Origin of the sequence: [Haemophilus] ducreyi, assembly GCF_900109315.1 — a bacterium.
In the GTDB taxonomy this organism is placed as follows: Bacteria; Pseudomonadota; Gammaproteobacteria; order Enterobacterales; family Pasteurellaceae; genus Haemophilus_B; species Haemophilus_B ducreyi.
The window spans coordinates 117,175-135,298 of sequence record NZ_FOJC01000006.1; the positions used below are offsets into that span (position 1 = coordinate 117,175).

Genomic DNA, 18,124 nt, shown 5'->3' on the forward strand with positions numbered 1-18,124 from the left:
AACGGCAAGATTGTAGCAAATTTTTACAAAAAATTCGCTAGATCTCACCGCTTTCTTGATCTTATAGAGTTAATTTATACTTCTTAGACACTCACTGCTTAAAATAAAAACAAACTTATGGCTAAGTTGCAATTTACTTTTCATGATTACTGATTACCGAAGTTTGAGAAGCATCTAATTTTTGTTCTTCAGTCAAACTGAGTGAGCCTAAATCCGTACGATGCTCCAACACACCATTTTCTAATAAATCAAAATCACTAATTTTACGCTGTTGTTTTTCTAACTGTTCTGCAGTTGGCACATGTTTTTCAGGTTCATTATAGCTAACAGGTTGAATAGAATTACTGAATGGCAACGTCTGTAAAACAAGTTGTTCAACTTGTAAGCCATCATTATCACTATTCATCATATTAACGCCTAACACCGCAACAAAACAGACAGAAGCCGCAATGCCCGCTTGTATGATAGGAGTGCCCCAACCTTTTAACTTAAGTAACATACCTTTAGGCTTTGCGACATCACTGGATGTATTAACTGACTGAGTTTCAATTTCCTCATTTTCAAGCAATACTTCCATTTTCAATGAAAAATCACGACCAAGGATAATTTCATCACTGTGCATAATAGCACTAATTGCATGATAATTAGCCCATTTTTGCTTTAATACTGGATCAGTAGATAATTCGTTGAGAAACACATCATCAACTTTGCTTCCATCAATAAAAGCGGAAAGGTTTTCTCTTTGTTGCATAATAACTCCGATAAAATATTAACTCTGTTGCATCAGTGGATTGATTTTCGCATCAATCGCTTCTCTTGCTCGGAAGATACGAGAACGAACTGTACCTACTGGGCATTGCATCACTTCCGCAATTTCTTCGTAGCTTAATCCTTCTAACTCGCGCAAAGTAATTGCTGTCTTTAGTTCATCAGGTAAGCTTTCTATAGTGTTAAATACGACATGCTTTAGTTCTTCTGATAGCACCATACTTTCAGGAGTATCACTTTCTCGAAGTTGCGCCCCCACATCAAAAGTTTCAGCATCTTCTGCTAAAATATCTTCTTTAGGTGGTCTTCTACCTAAAGCAGTTAAATGGTTTTTTGCCGTATTTACAGCAATACGATAAAGCCAGGTATAAAAAGCACTTTCTCCACGGAAAGATGCTAACGAACGATAAGCCTTAATAAAAGACTCTTGAACAATATCAGGAATATCATCGCGTGCCACGTAACGAGTCAATAAACCCGCCACTCTGTTTTGATAACGCACGACGAGTAAGTTAAACGCTTTTTTATCACCTTGCTGTGCACGCTCAACCAATACTTGATCGGTTATTTGGTCACCCATTTTATTTGCGTTCTCCTACTCAATTCAATCTATATATCCATCCTTTTATTCTATCGTTTTAACCTTGTATACTGCTTAGTATATTGTTAATTCGAAAAGTTCAAATAAAGGAAGAATCAATCTAAAATTTACAAATCAAGTTAATTCAATCTGAGGTAAGACGATTTATTAATAACAAGATTGTAATTTATATCTGTTAAGGTTGGGAAAAACTAAAAACGAATTTCATCGTTTCTAAAGAAAACAACCGGTCAGATTTTACTGAATTTTCATAAAATTTCCATAAAATATAATCTGTTAGTTGCATTTATCTCGAATTTTTCAAAATTAAGCGGATTAATTTAACTTTTTAGCGCGTAAAGAGAGGAAATATAACCAAATAGATATAAAAAACCCGCATCGAAATGCGGGAAAGTATGGATAGTGAATTTCTTAGCCAACCAAATTTCGTTTCATTTAATTAAGGTAATCATCGAAATACGTTGGAAAGAATTTTTCTTATTATATTGAGTTATGTTGTGTGTTGATGTTTGCATATTGTTCCATATGCAAGTGTTATATTAGCTGTAAATAACTGAACGTCAATAGAATTTTTCACTATAAACTGTAGTTTTATTATTAAATTAAAATCAAAAAATAGTGAATAATGCTAATAATTACAAAACAAGCAGTAGATAATATTAACTTATGATCAATTCCATATATATAAAATGGCTTTTTACACGAAATATAAAGCCTTATACTATTAATCTGATTGATTATATTTTAACCACCCTGTTCTTCTAAAAAGTTAAAATAAACTATTTTCTTTGCGATGAGATAATAAATTTGTTAGCCTGCATTTGATTATTCGTTGAAAATATAACAAGGACAAATATGATGACATCTTTTCAAGCAGTCGTTTCTGATTTAGATGGTACATTGCTGAACGCTGATCATACAATAAGCCAATTCACTATTGAGACCCTCAATAAACTTGCTCACAACGGCACTGATATTTTTTTTGCAACCGGTCGAAATTATCCTGATGTAAAACATATCATCAACAAAATAAATGTCGATCAAGCAATGTTAATTACCTCAAATGGCGCTAGAGCCAATTTCCTATCTGGTCAACAAATTTTTAGTCATCATTTAGCTGAAGATCTAGCAGAAAAATTAATGAATATTCCTTTCGATAACTCACGTGTATGCATAAACACTTATCAAGGTGACGAATGGTTTATCAGTACAGACATTGCGCAACTAAAAAAATATCATCAAGACTCTGGCTTTTGCTATCAAGTAGTCGATTTTCAGCAACATCACCCTCGCCAAACAGAGAAAATCTTCTTCATTGCGAAAACCGTTGAAGATTTACTGCCAATCGAACAATATTAACACACTATTTTGGCGATCAAATTTATATAACTTACTCTTCACCTGTTTGCTTAGAAGTTATGCATAAAACCGTCTCAAAAAAGAATGCATTGGCTGAATTAGTTAAATTACGCGGTTATACCTTGCAAGATTGTCTCGCTTTTGGCGATGGCATGAATGATCTAGAAATGCTAGCTCATGTAGGAAAAGGTTGCATGATGTCAAATGCTGATCAGCGTTTAATCCATGCATTGCCGCAAAATGAAATGATTGGTAAAAATACCGAGGACGCTGTAGCAAAATATATTCAAAAAGTTTTTAAATTAGCTTAATTTAAAGATCGAAAATACCGAATAATCGAAAAATATGTGCGCAATTACATATATAAAAAAATAAAAAATTTGATCATAAATATTCAATAAAAGTAAATAGATAATGTTCTTGATTATTTGTACTCTATATACTATGCGATATTGAGTGGCAACTAGCGGCTAAATATCACTATTAATAATGACAAGGAGAAAAGAATGAAACTGGTTAAATTAACGGCATTAACGCTTGCTTCAGCATTTGTTTTAAGCGGTTGTACTTATCATCATAATCATAAGCATTATACTGATCAACACAATCAAGCTATTTTACAAGAGCAAGCAACATTAGGCTTAAATTGGGTCCAACAATCAGGTGAATATCAAGCGCTTGCCCACCAAGCTTTCAATATGGCAAAAATGGCATTTGATCAAGCAAAAGCTAAAAAAGGGAAGAAGAAAGCAGTCATCGTGGATTTAGATGAAACTATGCTTGATAACAGCGCTTACGCTGGTTGGCAAGTAAAAAATCACGAAACATTTAATGATGAAAGCTGGACACGCTGGGTAAATGCGCGCCAAACACAAGCAATTACAGGGGCTGTTGCATTTAATAACTATGTGAATAGCCACAAAGGTACAATGTTTTATGTATCGAACCGTAAAGATAGCACCGACAAAGCAAGCACAATTGAGAATATGAAGCAACTGGGCTTTAAGGGTGTGAGTGAAAATAAAGTATTCCTTAAAAAGGATAAATCCAATAAAACGCCTCGCTTTATTGAAATTGAAAAACAAGGTTACGATATCGTGCTTTATATTGGCGATAACTTAAATGACTTTGGTGATGCTACTTATAAAAAATCAAACGAAGAACGCCGTCAGTTCGTGCAAGAAAATAGCGCGAAGTTTGGTAAAACCTTCATTGTATTACCAAATCCTAACTATGGCGACTGGGAAGCGGGTTTAGATAAAAATTATTATAAAGGTGATGTAAAAAGCCGTCTAGATATCCGCCGTAACGCGATTAATGCTTGGGATGGCAAATAATCATTCTGTCCTTAATAAAGACCGCTCTAAGCGGTCTTTTTTCTATATAAAAAAGCAAAATTTTGCTAGGATTAACTCGTTATTCATATCACAGGATCAAAACCATGACATCGATGCAAATTAACCTCTCTCAACAGCCCGCGCCATCAATATGGGGAGAAAAAGCTATCCTTTCTGCCCATCAAAATGGCTTTACCATTCATCTTCACGCTGATCGCCTAACCACTATTCAAAAAGCAGCACGTAAAATTAAAAATCAAAATATCCTCAACGTATCACTAGTTGGCGAAGGGTGGGGCTTGGAAGAGTGTTGGGCTTTTCAGCAAGGGTTTGTGAGTGTTCGCCATTGTGGCCAAATACAATATCCACCACTTGCTGAACAGCACCCTGAATTCGAAGCACGGTTAAACTGTACTGATTTTGCGCGAAAAATTATCAACGAAGCATCAAACACATTAACCCCAGAACAACTCGCTAAACAAGCGACTGAATTTATTACACAACAAGCGATTAAATATAACCTTCACAACGCTGTTAAATTTGAAATAATACAGGGTCAAGCATTAGATACCGCAAATTATGCCGGTATTTGGGCGGTTGGCAAAGGTTCAGCTAATCAACCCGCTTTACTTAAATTAGATTTTAATCCAACCGGTGATGAAAATGCGCCGGTATTAGCCTCTTTAGTTGGTAAAGGCATCACCCTTTGATAGCGGAGGTTATAGCCTTAAACCCAGTGATTCAATAAGTACCATGCGTACCGATATGGGCGGAGCAGCATTAGTTACTGCCGCATTAGGCCTAGCAATTGCTCGCGGTTTAACCGCACGTGTTAAACTATATCTCTGTTGTGCTGAAAATATGGTGAGCAGTCGTGCGGTTAAGCTCGGTGATCTTATTCATTACCGCAATGGTATTTCAGTTGAAGTATTAAATACGGATGCAGAAGGTAGATTAGTATTGGCTGATGGCCTGATTGATGCAGCTGCTGACCAAGCATAATTTATTATTGACGCTGCCACCTTAACCGGCGCCCAAAGTAGCCGTTGGCAATGATTACCATACTGTGTTAGCAATGGATGATCAATTAGTCAACCAGTTATTAACTGCTGCTGACGCGGAAAATGAACCTTTTTGGCGATTGCCTTTTGCTGAATTTCATAGAACACAAATTAGCTCTTGCTGTGCAGATATTGCCAACATTAGCTCTGTACCTGTCGCAGCAGGTGCTAGCACTGCTTGTGGCTTTTTATCGTATTTCGTGCCAAATTATCAGCAGAATTGGCTACACATTGACGCTTCCGCCACTTTCCACCGTTCTGCAAGCGATCTATAGGCGGTGGGAGCAACAGGATTAGGCATTAGAACCTTAGCTAATTTATTACTAAGCAAAGCAACTGCCAAAAACACGTAGAATTTGACCGCATCTACTTCAATAACGTAAGCGGTTACATAACGAGCTAATTAATGATAATTTCCCTTAGATGAGGTTTATTTAGGATATTATGAACTATCTGACGCAGGCAACGGAGACACTCAGTTTATATAGTCAGGCGATCGACCGATTGCAACACAATCTTGACCAACATTTCAATCAAGCAGTCGAAATGATTTTAAACTGTGCAGGACGCGTAGTGGTGGCAGGAATTGGCAAATCTGGATTAGTCGGTAAAAAAATGGTAGCAACTTTTGCCTCAACCGGCACACCAAGTTTTTATTTACACCCAACTGAAGCCTTTCACGGTGATTTAGGAATGTTAAAAGCTATTGATATTGTATTATTAATATCAAACAGTGGCGAAACTGATGATGTAATCAAATTACTGCCGAGCTTAAAAAATTTTGGTAACCAAATTATTGCAATGACGGGTAATCGCCATTCAACATTGGCACAACATGCTGATTTAGTATTGGATATTAGTGTTGAACGTGAGGCTTGCCCAAATAATCTTGCGCCCACGACGTCCACTTTAGTCACAATGGCATTAGGCGATGCTTTAGCAATTGCCTTGATAAAAGCACGTGATTTCAAAGCACACGATTTTGCCCGCTTTCATCCTGGTGGCAGCCTAGGGCGTAAATTACTGAATAGAGTAAAAGATGTAATGCAAACTAAATTGCCCATTACTTCACCCACTGCCGATTTTAGTACCATTTTAAGTGTAATGAATGAAGGGAGAATGGGACTAGCGCTGATTATGCAAGGCGAACAATTATGCGGTATCATTACTGATGGTGATATTAGACGTACACTTGCACAATTTGGAGCGACAAGTTTAAGCAAAACGGCTGAGCAAATTATGACGAAAAAGCCGAAAACTATTTTAGATTCCGTTTATTTAGCTAAAGCCGAAGAAATGATGAAAGCGCTACATATTCATTCATTAATTGCCGTAAATGACGTTGGGCAAGTTTCTGGCATTCTTGAATTTTCAAACTAAGGATAAAATGGCAAAATCAAATTATATTACCCGTACCGGCTGGCAAACACTCGATCAAGAGCTGAAATATCTTTGGAAAGAAGAACGCCCAAAGGTAACACAATCAGTTTCAGAAGCAGCTGCATTAGGCGATCGCAGTGAAAATGCTGAATATATTTACGGTAACCGGCGGTTACGCGAAATTGATCGGCGGATTCGATTTCTTTCGAAGCGACTAGAAGCCTTACAAATCATTGATTATCATCCACAACAAGCTGGCAAAGTGTTCTTTGGTGCTTGGGTAGAATTAGAAAACAATGAGGGCGAAATTAATCAATATCGAATTGTCGGCTGTGATGAATTTGACCCAACCAAAAATTGGATTTCGATTGATTCGCCCGTTGCACGCGCTTTAATCGGTAAATGCGTTGATGATGAAATTGAAGTACAAACGCCAACAGGCAAAGCTGTGTTTTATATCAATAAAATTTGGTATGACACAAAATCGCTTTATTAAGCCAACTGATTACTTCCCTTCACTTGGCTCTCAAATAGCGGTTATTTTTGGCCTAAATTTACCAAAATAAACCGCTTGAGCTCACCATTATAGTGCTTTTAATACATTCACCATTTCGATTGCACCTAAAGCACATTCTGCGCCTTTATTGCCCGCTTTTGTGCCCGCACGCTCAATGGCTTGTTCAATACTTTCTGTGGTCAATACACCAAACATAATTGGCACACCCGTTTGTAACGCTACTGCACCAATGCCTTTTGCTACTTCATTACAAACATAATCATAATGCGTGGTTGAGCCACGTATCACCGTACCTAAGCAAATTACTGCATCATATTTACCGCTTTCTGCCATTTTTTTGGCAACAAGTGGAATTTCAAAAGCACCTGGCACCCAAACAGTGTCAATATCCGATTCTACCGCACCGTGGCGCACGAGTGTATCTACTGCACCACTTAATAATTTATCATTAATAAAATCATTAAAACGTGCCGTTACAACGCTGAATTTTAAACCTGTAGCGACTAAATTACCGGTAATTTTTGCCATGTTGATCTGTCCTTATCAAATAAAAAATTGTGAGATCACAAGTATTAATACTTGTGGTTAAAATAAGATGGATTGTTTGTGTAAGAGCGCCATTTTGTCCAACACGACGTTATTGTTCAAAGTTAAACATATGCCCCATTTTGATCTGTTTTACTTTCAAGTAATCAATATCATTTTGGTTTGGTTCAACAATAATTGGCTCACGTGCGAGAATATTTAAGCCTTGTTGTTTTAAGCCACTAATTTTAGCTGGATTATTGGTCAATAAGCGAGTGGATTTCACGCCTAAGGCTTGGAAAATCTGCGCACCAATATAGTATTCGCGTTCATCTTCCTTAAAACCTAGCGCAAGGTTTGCCTCAACCGTATCCATACCTTTATCTTGTAGTTCATAGGCACGTAATTTATTGATTAAACCAATACCGCGACCTTCTTGGCGTAAATATAATACGACGCCTCGCCCTTCTTGCTCAATTTGCGTCATTGCTGCAGCAAATTGTTGGCCACAATCACAACGTTGAGAACCAAACGCATCGCCGGTTAAGCACTCTGAATGGATACGTGCTAATACGGCTTGGCCATCACCAATCTCGCCTTTTACTAAAGCGATATGCTCTTTGCCTGAAATCACTTCAACAAAACTATGCGCCATAAATTCACCATATTTAGTCGGCATTTTCACAACTGAAACCAATTTAACCAAGCTGTCATATTTACGGCGATATTCTTGTAGCTGTGCAATGGTAATAAAAGGCATATTATGTTTAACCGCTAGTGCTTGTAATTGTGGCATAGTCATCATAGTGCCATCATCAGCCATGATTTCACAACATAAGCCTGCAGGCTTTAAGCCTGCTAAGCGCGCTAAATCGACTGTTGCTTCTGTATGGCCATTACGTACCAACACGCCCCCCTCTTTGGCAATCAATGGGAACATATGCCCTGGGCGACGAAAATCAGCCGCTTGTGCATTTTGTTCAAGCATTTTTAATGCGGTCAGTGAGCGTTCAAAGGCTGAAATACCAGTGCCCGTATTAATATGATCAACGGATACAGTGAAAGCTGTTTCATGATTATCCGTATTATTTGTCACCATTGGATGAAAACTTAATTTATCCGCTAGCGCTTGTGAAATTGGCGTACAAATCAAACCTTTGCCATAAGTCGCCATAAAATTAATATTTTCTGGTGTAGCAAATTCTAAGGCACAAATAAAATCGCCTTCATTCTCACGGTTTTCATCATCAGAAACTAAAATAATTTTGCCCGCCGCAATTGCTGCTAAGGCTTCATCTACTGTTGAAAATTGAAACATTGTTTTCTCTTGTTAAACTTAAATACGCAACGCCACGTAATCATTGTGGAATAAATTAAAAACCTACTTTTTCTAAAAACTCAGCAGTAATTGCATTTTTAGATGGTGTACTTGTCCGCTTCATTACAAACTGTTCGATATATTTACCAACGATATCATTTTCTAAATTCACTATACTACCTAGCGTTTTTGTGGCTAAATTAGTTTGATTAATCGTATGCGGAATAATTGACACGCGAAAACTCCCCTGATCAGTATCAACTACAGTTAAACTAATACCATCAATGGTAATTGAGCCTTTTTCTACAATATAACGCATTAATTTAAGGCTAGTTTTAACCCGATACCAAGTAGAGTGATTTGCGGGAGTAATTTGAATAATTTCACCGGTGCCATCAATATGACCAGATACAATATGACCACCAAAACGGCCATTCATTGGCATTGCACGTTCTAGATTAACCGGGCTAGCTACGTGTAACTGTGCCAATGATGTACGGCGTAAAGTTTCCGCCATCACATCGGCTGTAAATTGTATTGAGTTAAAAGAAGTGACGGTTAAACAGACACCATTCACGGCTATGCTATCGCCTAAATGTACATCTTTGAGTACCTTGCAAGCATTAATGGTCAGTACCGCAAAATCACCTGATTGCTTGATATTCGCAACTTTACCCACTTCTTCAATAATACCTGTAAACATAAATTCTCCTGCTGTCAGCTTGCTAATTTTTGCGATGATGAAACGTCATAATCTAACAAGATATCGTCGCCTATGTATTGTGTGGATTTAAGCGTTAAATTAACCGCTTCCGCTAGTTGCAAAATACCTGCGCCACCGATAGGACTTTTGGCAGTGCTTCCTCCTAATAATTTAGGTGCAATATAACAATGAATTCTGTTAACAACGCCGGCTTTCAATGCACTAAAATTCAGTGTTGATCCCCCTTCAAGCAAGACACTGTCAATTTGCATTGCACCTAATTTGGCTAATAAATCAACTAAATCAACCTGTTTGTTGGCTACCTTACATTGGATAATTTGCACGCCAAAGGCTTTCAATTGCGCTATTTTTGTACTATCAGTTGAAGCGGTTGCAATAATGGTTGGATATTGGCGCGCTGTTTGAACTAATTGGCACGCTAGAGGCGTTCGCAAGTGGCTATCACACACAACGCGTATTGGTTGTTTAGCATTCGGCATTCGACTATTTAACATCGGATTATCCGCTAATACGGTGCCCACTCCAACCATAATGGCGCTATATTGATGACGTGTGATTTGCACATTTTGGCGTGCTAATTCACCGCTAATCCATTTGGATTCACCTGTAGCGGTAGCAATTTTGCCATCTACTGTCATTGCATATTTAAGCAACACATAAGGAGATGTAGTTTGCATATAATGAAAAAAAATGGGGTTGAGCTGATCGCAAGCTTCTCGCATAAAATCAGCGATCACTTCTATGCCCGCTGCTTGTAATTGTTTAATCCCCTTCCCCGCAACCAGTGGATTAGGATCACGAGAGCCCACAAACACTTTGTTAATTCCTCGTTCAATAAGCAAATCAGTACAAGGCGGTGTGCGCCCATAATGGCAACAAGGCTCAAGTGTAACGTAAGCAGTGGCCCCTGTGAGATCTTGCTGACAATTTAAAATAGCATTACGCTCTGCGTGCCATTCGCCTACCTTTTGGTGATAACCTTCTGCGATGATTTGATCATTTTTAACGATCACACAACCCACTAATGGATTAGGATTAGTCCAACCACGTGCTTGTTCTGCCAGTGCTATCGCACGAGCCATATAGTCAACATCTGTCATATCAATGAATAATAAGCGGGCAAGTGAATGGAACCACTATAAGCGGACTAATTTGCATTAAATAGTGCAAATTAACTAATGAAAAAGCCTTGAAATCCTAAGATCTCAAGGCTTATGCAAAAAGAATAGCGAAAACAACCGCTTGAAACGGGTTTTCTTATTTCTGCTCTTCTTCCATCCAGACTATACTGTCGGTACTAGAATTTCACTAGTTCCTGCTAAACTTGATGTTAATCGAAATTCGGCTCGCGGACTTTACCGCCGATCGGGAATTTCACCCTGCCCTGAAGATTAAAATAGTATTAAAAAAATTATTTTCAATTCTGCTTGTATTAACTACAAAAGTCAAGCAAGAATTAGTGTTTAGCTAATGCCATAGAAAGTAAAGTGATTGGGTGAATACAACTCACATTACTTGACATATCCACTTGCCATTTACAGGTTTCACACTCTGAAATAACATAATCAAAATCACCATCATTGATATGTTCAAACAACGTGCGCCCAATGGCTTGCGAAGTTTGATAATTTTCTGCTTTAAAACCATAAGTGCCAGCAATACCACAACATTGTGAAGGTAAAACAACGACTTCTAATTCAGGAATCTGTTTTAATAATTCCAAGCTATAAGGCGCCCACCCCGCTTTTTCGACATGGCAAGCCGTATGATATGCGACCCGTAATCGTAAAGGTTTAAGCGGCAGTTTTTTACCTTGTTTTTGCAATTTATATAGATAACGCGTAATGATATCAATATGCAAACTGACGGTTGCATTCGGAATGCCTAACACGTGGCTATATTCTTCTTTAATATTTGCAGTACAGCTTGAAGAAGTACCCACAATATCAAGATTATGCTTAACCATTTTCTCTAATTGAGTAAGATTAAATTTCGCTTGTTTTTTAGCACGTTCAGGAAAACCATTTACCATTAACGGTAAACCACAACATTTTTCTTTCTCAAGTAATAATACGCCAATATCAAGTGCGTTCATAACATCAATCACTTCTTTCCCTAGTTGAGGGTTATTATAATTAACATAACAGCCGTGATAATAGGCAACATGTTGTTTAAATTGTGCCTGACGTTTAGCTTCTTTTTTCATATACCAATTGCGAAATGAACCAAAAGCATATTTTGGCAAGGTGCGGTGCTTACTCACTTTTAACGTTTTTTCGAGTAAGAAACGCGTTACTTTTAAGCCTGTAATAGTATTGACCAAAGGTGCAAAGGGTGTATTTAAACGCCCCATAATATCGGTATTACTCAACACAGCATCACGCAATTTATGCACAAGCGGTTTATTTTGCCGTTCAACATAGCGATTTCTAGCACGAACAATAATATCACCAATTTTAACATCAGACGGACAAGCAATTTCACAACGTTTGCAATTAGTGCAATATTTCAATGCCTCATCATAAAAATCTGCACTTTTTAGCCGTAGCCGTTCACCATCTGGCCCCGACTGCTTTGGCCCTGGATAAAACGGATTATTGCGCGAAACAGGACAGACTGCCGTACACGCAGTACATTTCAAACAGCTTTCAAAACTCGGATCAAAATGTTGATGTTCAATGACTGAATGAGTATTTCGTTGAGCATTTTCAATCAATTGTTGAATATTCATTTTGTACCTCCCACCCGTTCTGCTACTGTTAATGCGGTCACAATTGACACACCAGATGCACAACCTTGTTCAATGCCTAAAAAACCACCAAGAACATTTCCTATTGCATAAAGATTTGGAATAAGATTCCCATTTTTATAAACTTGGCAATGATGATTAATCGCCACCCCAGCAGATTGATAAGGTTGCGCTGCGGCAAAACGTTTATCAGTCCAAGACGCTCTCTCCGAATTAATAAAGGCTTTATTTCCGATAATATCCAAGTCAAAAATAGGTTCCTTTACTCGCTCAAATTCAGCGACTAAACCATTACTAAAGAAACTCCCCGAAGCCAATACAAAATGATCTGCATTAATCGATTCTTCTTGATGTAATGTCGTGAAAATACGCGCAACACGATCACCGCCAAACTCAGCGCTCACTGTTCGGTCGCCATTCAGTAGCAATCCACCTAATTTTTCAAATTGATCACGTAATGTTCGATGCTGGCGAATACCAATTAATGAAGGGGGTAAAGTGGGTAATTCAAATAAAACTAACGCCGTTGCTTGTTTTAAACTATCAAAAAACCCTTGATCATCTAAACCAAAACAAGCGGGTAAAAATACCGCTTGTGCATTCCCCGCCGCCTGTTTTATTTCTTGTACTAAATCCTCAAACGCTAGTTTATGCTCAAGTAATTGAGCAATATTAACACTCCGAAATTCTCGCGCATTTTGACGTAAATAGTCTAATTCTGGAATATTCAAATAGCCTATTGAGAAATCACAATGCGAAAATGCTGCGTTCTGCTTTAAATTATCGACTAATATTTGTGGCTGGAAATCGTGATAACCTTCGATACCTAAAATAGCAATCTGACGATAAGGGAAATGTTCATTTTCTGCTATAACAGGCACACTTTTAGGCGATAACCAAGTATGGCGTAAACCACCTAAGGGCGTAACACGTAAATGGTGTTGTTTATGGCTGCCAACCAAACCTAATTCTTGCATAAGCTGCTCAAATTGTTGCACTTTAGCTACAACTTGATGTTGACCTAATAAACAATAAGGATGTTCGGGTGCTTGTTGGCTTAACTCAGCAAAAGCCTCACAAAAAACGTGTACTTTTTGCCCGCTTGGTAAACATGAAAGTAGATCCATTGAGCCTGATGAAAAATCTATTGCAGCTTGGCCATTATTAATAATCGCACACTGTTTGCCTTGTTTTTGTAACGCTATACCACAGGTAAGACCGGCTAGTCCTCCACCTATAATGACAACATCAAAATTCATTGCTGTTCACTCCCCCTAGATGGCTTAATTCAACATCATTCAACCCTAATAAACTATAATAGATCCAACTAGAAAATTCTGCTTCACGCATCGCATCGCCCCACGCTATTGGTTGAATACCACGCCAACGTTCTTCCATAAAGGAAGCCAGTTGAGTGGTTGATTCTGTCGGTGTCGAGACATTAAAACGGCTCATTAAACCTGCAGCACGACAAGCGCACAGTTCTGCTTGACAAGTCCCCATTCCAACTCGAGTACGACGACGTAAATCAACTAAATTATTTACATTCAATTCATCTATGGCATAACGTACTTCACCTGCAGTTACTGCTTCACATTCACAAATAAGCGTGCTATCTAACCGTTTATTTTCAAGTAAACGTGTTGCACGTGATCCGTGTCGATAAACGGCAGAATGACGAATCGTATTGGGCAAAGATATAATCTTTTGGCTGGTTTCTGCCCGGCTTTCACTTGATCCTGGCAAAGCGCATTCTGCAGTAATACAGCGGCTGACTTTATTTAATTTTTTGCAAACAAGATCCGTCGCCCACTCAGCCATTAAACGATAGGTCATTAATTTGCCACCGGTAATGGTAATAAAGCCATCTAAGCCACCACGCTCAGCGTGATCAAGTAATACAATACCACGGCTAACATTACGCCCCGAAGGATCATCATCTGTTGCAACTAATGGCCTTACGCCGGCATAAGCACGTAATACTCGCGTATGGCGTAAACAAGGCGCTAACTTCTCACCTTCTTTAAAAAGAACATCCACTTCTTCAGGTGTCACTTCCATATTATCAATTTGATCATAAGGAATACGATCAGAAGTCGTGCCAATAATGCAAATCGTATCCCCCGGCACTAAAATATCCGCATTAGCTGGCTTACGACAACGATTAATCACCATATTATTAATTCGATGTCCCATAACTAATAACGCACCTTTCGCTGGAAACATTCTAATTTTCAGATCCGCATACTCAGCAATGCCTTGTCCCCAAATTCCGCCGGCATTCACAACCACTTGCGCAAAAAATTGTCGCTCACACTGATTAGAATGATCATAAACTTTTACGCCAATGACACGACCACCTTCACGGATAAGTCCTTTTACTTCACAATAAGTAAAAATTTTTGCACCATTTTCTGTGGCATCTAGCATATTAGAAGCGGTTAAACGGAAAGGATCGATTGAACCATCGGGAACAACAACTGCACCCACTAGTTCAGGATTAACGGAGGGTTCTAATTTTTTAGCAAGTTCTGGGTCAATTGCTACTGCTTCAATACTTGATGCAGTACAAGATTCAAGAAAAGTTTTTTGATAATTAAGATCATCTTCAGGTAAAGTAATAAACAGACCTTTAGTATCATCAACACAATGGCGAGCAATTTTTTTCAAAATAAGATTTTCTTTAATACACTCCTCTGCAGACTCACGATCATTTACAGCATAACGTGCTCCACTATGCAATAAACCATGATTACGACCGGTTGCACCCGTTGCAATATCACGGCGCTCAAGCAATACACATTTTAAACCGCGCAAGGCACAATCGCGTGCAATACCCGCTCCAGTCGCACCACCACCAATAATAATAACATCGGTACTAATTGGTGAAAAATCAGCAACATTTCGATATATTTGAGGCGAAATGTTCATACAAAACCTCCCCCACTTTACTTAAATGAAATAAAAAGAAAAGAAAACAATAGCGATATTGTATGCAAATGAGCGATAAAGAACAACAAAATGAGCAAAAAAGAAATTAGAATGTGAATAATGTCACATAGCTTAATTCTCAATAGTTAACGCTACTAGCAAATGAAAGTAAATGAACGCAAATGAAAAAAATGCCTAGCATTACGCTGCTAGGCATTTTTTCAGTAGCTAACATGAGACTTTAGTAAGTCTATCTAACCGACTTATGCGATACTCTATTAAATTCTACTTCAGATCTTGAATCTAATGATTGCGAAGAACCATTTAATGAAGCAGATTTTTTATTAGCTTCTTCTTGCTCCCATTGCTTATATAGTTTAGCTATTCTAGCCTCATCTTTTTTAGCATCTTTTCTCTCCTGTTTAGTACGTTCATGATATTCCTTTGCTTTTTTCATAAATGCTTCACTGACTGAATCACCGGATAAAAATGCATCTCTCTCTAACGCTTGCTTAGGGTATCCTAACCCCCCCGTGATATAGAGTATATTATTTTTATCGAATAATTTAGCATCATAACCTTTATTATCAATTATTTTAGCTAACGCATCCTGTTCATGATGAGTCAATTCATGCACAATAGTATTTAAAACTTCACCATTATTCTTTAAACGTGAATGAAATGCGCTTTTTACGGGCTTATCATATATTGATAACATACCATCCTTGTAAGAACCATGTTCTGAAGATAGAATATTTGCTGCTTTTCTTCTCATAATATCAAGAGACACTGGTGCTAATTCGGTATTTAATTCTTGCTCAAAGATCTCTTGTTTAGCCCGGCTAACTGTATCAAATATATATTTGATCGCATATTCATTACCAGAAATTTTCGAATTAGCTAAATGTTCTAATAATAATCGGTTAGAAGATAGTTTTTCAATTAGCCTATTGTTTACATAATTTCTTACCGCTTGATATGTATCACTTAACGGAAGATTTTTATATATTTCAGCAACGGATCGTAAGATCTGTTTACCATCTTTACCATCTAGATTCCTTAGGGAATATGTAGGTGCTACTTCATTTGAAATATTTTGACGAGTATTAAATAATTTCTGATAAACATTAATATCTTCATCTGTTTTACCTTCCGTAACTTCTATTAATGCCTTTAATAGATGCTCTTTAGGTATCGAATTAGCACTTGATGCAATAATTTCTAATTTTTTCACTGCTTCTATATGAGGATCAATATTTTCAGCCTTTAATTTAGTTTGTTTAAAAGCTGCTTCCACATTCGGTAATTTTAGCGGTTTATAGTCAGTATTGGTAAGCGCTACTTCTACGCCATTCTCAACTATATGATTTACTCCTTTTGTCTTATCGTTAATTATATCGATATTAGTATTACGATAACCTACACTTGTTTGCTCTGTATCCTTTTCAGAACGCTTATTAGAAGAAGATTTATCAAATAAATTTCTTACTCTCTGCAATAAGCTCGGACCTTCTTGTCTAGCTCTACGTGGAGAACTCTTTAAGTCAGACTCTGATATAGAAGTCTTCAATGTTTTTAACGGATTCGCAATTACATGGTCTTTCAGCGTAAATTTTAAATTAGGATTATCTTTATAATTCTCATAGAGATAGCGTAATTCTCTCGATGTCACTGAATCATAATGTTCATGATTAGGATTAAAAACATCTTTCAATTTATCCATATTAATCTGCGTATCAGCTCTAAAACCTGGGCTATTTGTCACTAAACCATCTAATGCAAAGTAAAGCTGTCCTCCTCGTTCTAGCGTTTCTTTCGCGATAAATTTCGTCTTCTCGGTAAAGAAGTCCATACGTGCATCATTTAATGCTTTCTGGGTATCTTTATAATCACGAATCGATTTATTTTCCGCAGTAGTATAGTTAGGGGACTCCTCTAGTTCATCCATATCAAATTTTTCGTTTGCTCTTAATGTACTGTGCATCGCTTTTTCTTGGTCACTTAGCGTAGCTATCCGTTTTAATGCATCAACTGCCGCTTCATTATTTATTAACTCACGAATAATTCGTTGGTTATCATCTACATTAGCATCGTTAATACGATTTTTTGGTTCGCTTCTTCGCGCTAATTTAGCTGTTTCGTCATTAAATGAAGCGATATCTTGTATATCTTGCTCGGTTACTTTGCCATCTTTCACTTGTTTTGCAAATTTTGTTAATTCTCCAAATTCAAAACCAAGATTCAGTTTGCCTATGTAACTGTCTGCTAATATCGCATTTTTGCCTTCTTTATCTGCCGCATTCGCTTTACTGATTAATGCTTGTCTGCCTCTTTGTAAACCATAGATTAATGCATTCTCCCCTAAATCAGATTGCGCTTCACGTGGAGACTCGAGATTTTTCAAGCGGGTCGGTATATGTTCAATCGTCTTAATTTCTAATGAATTTTCTCCATTAGTTTGAGATTTATATTCATTTTCTACCTCTTCTACTTTCGTTTTGTTACTGTCTCTGCTAAATAAGTGTTTCAAACGACTCCATGTAGATTCACTCTCTTCACCTTTTACCTTCGCTTTTCTAAAGCCAGCCGCATTACCTAGCTCAGGTCTCGCCGGTAGCGCCGGTGCGTAATCATCCTCCGCCGATTTGAAGCGCAAGTCCGCATACACTGGCTCTGTTGTCGATACACGACTCACTTGCTCTGCTAACTTGTCACTTCTTGTCCGTAACTGTTCCGGTGTATAAAAACCTTCTACGTTATCTAAACGTCTGTTTCTATTCACTTTCGCATACAACGATGATGGGTCATCTACTTCTACTTGTTGCCCCTTGATTCTTTCATAAATCACTTCTGG

Annotated in this window: 13 protein-coding genes, 2 pseudogenes and 1 riboswitch; of the genes and pseudogenes, 5 read left to right on the forward strand and 10 right to left on the reverse strand. The window is 37.7% G+C overall.

Going from position 1 to position 18,124, the window contains the following annotated elements:
- Positions 1-133 precede the first annotated feature (133 nt).
- Together BMX01_RS05360 and rpoE are read right to left on the reverse strand one after the other, a co-directional pair.
- Positions 134-751: a sigma-E factor negative regulatory protein gene (locus BMX01_RS05360; protein WP_064082896.1), complete on the reverse strand. Its 618-nt coding sequence runs from the start codon at positions 749-751 to the stop codon at positions 134-136.
- Positions 752-769: 18 nt separating this feature from the next.
- Positions 770-1,348 (reverse strand): RNA polymerase sigma factor RpoE, encoded by a 579-nt coding sequence (rpoE, locus tag BMX01_RS05365; protein WP_064082895.1) that lies wholly within the window; start codon positions 1,346-1,348, stop codon positions 770-772.
- Positions 1,349-2,224: 876 nt separating this feature from the next.
- Here rpoE and BMX01_RS05370 point away from each other — a divergent pair.
- The 5 genes and pseudogenes from BMX01_RS05370 (at position 2,225) to greB (ending at position 7,002) form a co-directional block, all read left to right on the forward strand.
- Positions 2,225-3,039: pseudogene (locus BMX01_RS05370) on the forward strand (Cof-type HAD-IIB family hydrolase).
- A 195-nt stretch (positions 3,040-3,234) separates the two neighbouring features.
- Entirely contained in the window at positions 3,235-4,065 is an 831-nt protein-coding gene (locus BMX01_RS05375; RefSeq protein WP_064082894.1) for a 5'-nucleotidase, lipoprotein e(P4) family, read from the forward strand.
- A gap of 113 nt (positions 4,066-4,178) precedes the next feature.
- Positions 4,179-5,479 (forward strand): annotated as a pseudogene (gene pepB / locus BMX01_RS05380) (aminopeptidase PepB).
- A gap of 91 nt (positions 5,480-5,570) precedes the next feature.
- Positions 5,571-6,506: a KpsF/GutQ family sugar-phosphate isomerase gene (locus BMX01_RS05385; RefSeq protein ID WP_064082893.1), complete on the forward strand. Its 936-nt coding sequence runs from the start codon at positions 5,571-5,573 to the stop codon at positions 6,504-6,506.
- A 7-nt stretch (positions 6,507-6,513) separates the two neighbouring features.
- Positions 6,514-7,002, forward strand: a complete 489-nt coding sequence (gene greB, locus BMX01_RS05390) for a transcription elongation factor GreB (RefSeq protein WP_064082892.1) — start codon at positions 6,514-6,516, stop codon at positions 7,000-7,002.
- An 87-nt stretch (positions 7,003-7,089) separates the two neighbouring features.
- Here the strand turns inward: greB and ribH are convergent, their stop codons facing one another.
- The 8 genes from ribH to BMX01_RS07825 all read right to left on the reverse strand — a co-directional run.
- The gene (gene ribH, locus BMX01_RS05395; protein WP_064082891.1) at positions 7,090-7,551 is read right to left on the reverse strand and encodes a 6,7-dimethyl-8-ribityllumazine synthase; all 462 of its coding nucleotides are present in this window, start codon (positions 7,549-7,551) and stop codon (positions 7,090-7,092) included.
- A 109-nt stretch (positions 7,552-7,660) separates the two neighbouring features.
- Positions 7,661-8,866: a bifunctional 3,4-dihydroxy-2-butanone-4-phosphate synthase/GTP cyclohydrolase II gene (locus BMX01_RS05400; RefSeq protein WP_064082890.1), complete on the reverse strand. Its 1,206-nt coding sequence runs from the start codon at positions 8,864-8,866 to the stop codon at positions 7,661-7,663.
- A gap of 55 nt (positions 8,867-8,921) precedes the next feature.
- Positions 8,922-9,569, reverse strand: a complete 648-nt coding sequence (locus BMX01_RS05405) for a riboflavin synthase (RefSeq protein ID WP_074647909.1) — start codon at positions 9,567-9,569, stop codon at positions 8,922-8,924.
- Positions 9,570-9,583: 14 nt separating this feature from the next.
- The gene (ribD, locus tag BMX01_RS05410) at positions 9,584-10,690 is read right to left on the reverse strand and encodes a bifunctional diaminohydroxyphosphoribosylaminopyrimidine deaminase/5-amino-6-(5-phosphoribosylamino)uracil reductase RibD (protein WP_064082888.1); all 1,107 of its coding nucleotides are present in this window, start codon (positions 10,688-10,690) and stop codon (positions 9,584-9,586) included.
- 162 nt (positions 10,691-10,852) lie between these two features.
- A riboswitch (FMN riboswitch) is annotated at positions 10,853-10,986 on the reverse strand.
- 60 nt (positions 10,987-11,046) lie between these two features.
- Positions 11,047-12,321: an anaerobic glycerol-3-phosphate dehydrogenase subunit GlpC gene (gene glpC, locus BMX01_RS05415; protein ID WP_064082887.1), complete on the reverse strand. Its 1,275-nt coding sequence runs from the start codon at positions 12,319-12,321 to the stop codon at positions 11,047-11,049.
- Entirely contained in the window at positions 12,318-13,598 is a 1,281-nt protein-coding gene (gene glpB / locus BMX01_RS05420) for a glycerol-3-phosphate dehydrogenase subunit GlpB (protein ID WP_064082886.1), read from the reverse strand. The genes glpC and glpB overlap by 4 nt, the downstream gene beginning before the upstream one ends.
- On the reverse strand, positions 13,588-15,270 hold the full coding sequence (gene glpA, locus BMX01_RS05425; protein ID WP_064082885.1) for an anaerobic glycerol-3-phosphate dehydrogenase subunit A: 1,683 nt from the start codon (positions 15,268-15,270) through the stop codon (positions 13,588-13,590). The genes glpB and glpA overlap by 11 nt, the downstream gene beginning before the upstream one ends.
- Positions 15,271-15,520: 250 nt before the next feature.
- Positions 15,521-18,124: hypothetical protein (locus tag BMX01_RS07825; protein WP_159427899.1), on the reverse strand; the 2,604-nt coding region annotated here is incomplete at its 5' end.

Coding starts and splice junctions, on each gene's coding strand:
- glpA (WP_064082885.1), bottom strand. CDS start 15,270: ATGAACATTTCGCCTCAAATATATCGAAATGTTGCTGATTTTTCACCA.
- greB (WP_064082892.1), top strand. CDS start 6,514: ATGGCAAAATCAAATTATATTACCCGTACCGGCTGGCAAACACTCGAT.
- ribD (WP_064082888.1), bottom strand. CDS start 10,690: ATGACAGATGTTGACTATATGGCTCGTGCGATAGCACTGGCAGAACAA.
- ribH (WP_064082891.1), bottom strand. CDS start 7,551: ATGGCAAAAATTACCGGTAATTTAGTCGCTACAGGTTTAAAATTCAGC.
- BMX01_RS05375 (WP_064082894.1), top strand. CDS start 3,235: ATGAAACTGGTTAAATTAACGGCATTAACGCTTGCTTCAGCATTTGTT.
- glpC (WP_064082887.1), bottom strand. CDS start 12,321: ATGAATATTCAACAATTGATTGAAAATGCTCAACGAAATACTCATTCA.
- rpoE (WP_064082895.1), bottom strand. CDS start 1,348: ATGGGTGACCAAATAACCGATCAAGTATTGGTTGAGCGTGCACAGCAA.
- BMX01_RS05385 (WP_064082893.1), top strand. CDS start 5,571: ATGAACTATCTGACGCAGGCAACGGAGACACTCAGTTTATATAGTCAG.
- BMX01_RS05400 (WP_064082890.1), bottom strand. CDS start 8,866: ATGTTTCAATTTTCAACAGTAGATGAAGCCTTAGCAGCAATTGCGGCG.
- BMX01_RS05405 (WP_074647909.1), bottom strand. CDS start 9,569: ATGTTTACAGGTATTATTGAAGAAGTGGGTAAAGTTGCGAATATCAAG.
- glpB (WP_064082886.1), bottom strand. CDS start 13,598: ATGAATTTTGATGTTGTCATTATAGGTGGAGGACTAGCCGGTCTTACC.
- BMX01_RS05360 (WP_064082896.1), bottom strand. CDS start 751: ATGCAACAAAGAGAAAACCTTTCCGCTTTTATTGATGGAAGCAAAGTT.